The following is a 1,408-nucleotide window of genomic DNA, read 5'->3' as shown; positions in this document are numbered from 1 at the left end:
CTAGTACTGCAACGGTTCTTGTCGTGACGGTTTGACCGTGTGCTCGTTGAGCTGTTCATGGGTGGGGAACGTGCTGAGGTCCGATGGTGGGCGGGTGAACTGACGGCTCTGCAGGAGCGGTTCGTGCACCGTTTTGCCAGGTCGGAGCCGCGTGAGACAGCGTTGGCGTATATGCGTGGGCTGATAGCTCCGCTGCAGCGGAAGAACGGCTGGACACTGGCGGAGGAAGCAGGTCATGGGGGCCCGGACCGGATCCAGCGGATGCTGAACCGGATCGAGTGGGACGCCGAGGAGGTCCTGGGCGACGTGCGCGAGTACGTCGTCGAGCACCTGGGCGACCCGGGTGCGGTGCTGATCGTGGACGACACCGGTTTCTTGAAGAAGGGGGTGTGGTCGGCCGGGGTCCAGCGGCAGTACTCCGGCACGGCCGGACGGACGGAGAACTGCCAGGTCGGGGTGTTCCTGGCCTATGCCACCGACCGCGGCCGCACCCTGATCGACCGCCGGCTGTATCTGCCCGCTTCCTGGACGGACGATCGTGAACGGTGCCGGCGGGCCGGTATCGACGACACGGTCGCCTTCGAGACCAAGGTCGCGATGGCCAGGGCGATGGTCCGCCGGGCGGTCGAGGAGAAGATCCCGTTCGGGTGGGTGACCGCGGACGCCGGTTACGGCTACTCGAAAAGCTGGCGGACCGAGCTGGAACGGGCCGATGTCTTCCACGTCATGGCCACCACCCGCCACGACACAGTCGTCACCCGCTGGGCCATCGACCACCCGGTCCACGACCTGTTTCCCGGACTGCCGCGGCAGAAGTGGAAGCGCCGTTCCTGCGGGAACGGGGCCCACGGCCCCCGCGTCTTCGACTGGGCGAGAGTCGAGGTCAGGCCCTGGCACCGGGAAGACCGCCGCCACTGGGTGATCGCCCGCCGCAGCGTGAGCCGGCCAGAAGAGATCTCCTACTACATCGCCTACTGCCCCGCCGACACCACCCTCGACCAGCTGATCCACGTCGCCGGTGCCCGCTGGGCCGTCGAGGAGTGCTTCCAGACTGCGAAACAGGAATGCGGCCTGGACGACTACCAAGTTCGCCGCTATCCCGGCTGGCACCGCCACATGACCCTGGCCATGGCTGCCCACGCCTGCCTGACCGTCCTGCGGGCCCGCGAACTCGACACTGACAAAGCAGAAACGGATCCTCCGGCCTCGTCCCCCTCAGCCTGCCCGAGCTCAGACGCCTGATTCACCGCCTCACCCACCGCCAACCAGCACCCATCGACCACATCCTGCACTGGTCCCGCTGGCGACGCAGACGACAACACCAAGCCCGCCTCAGCCACTACAAACAACGCGGCCACACACCACCCGAAACCAAACAACCGTCACGACAAGAACCGTTGCAGTACTA

The 1,408-nt window shown here is 66.5% G+C and carries 1 protein-coding gene; it reads left to right on the top strand.

From position 1 onward, the window contains the following. The first annotated feature begins 57 nt into the window (after window positions 1–57). Window positions 58–1,242, top strand: a complete 1,185-nt coding sequence (locus tag ABZ070_RS37350) for an IS701 family transposase (protein WP_356640653.1) — start codon at window positions 58–60, stop codon at window positions 1,240–1,242. Window positions 1,243–1,408 lie beyond the last annotated feature (166 nt).

It is taken from the genome of Streptomyces sp. NPDC006283 (genome assembly GCF_040613325.1).
GTDB lineage: Bacteria > Actinomycetota > Actinomycetes > Streptomycetales > Streptomycetaceae > Streptomyces.
Note: the sequence above shows the minus strand (reverse complement) of the source record. Positions and strands in the feature narration are given on the sequence as shown.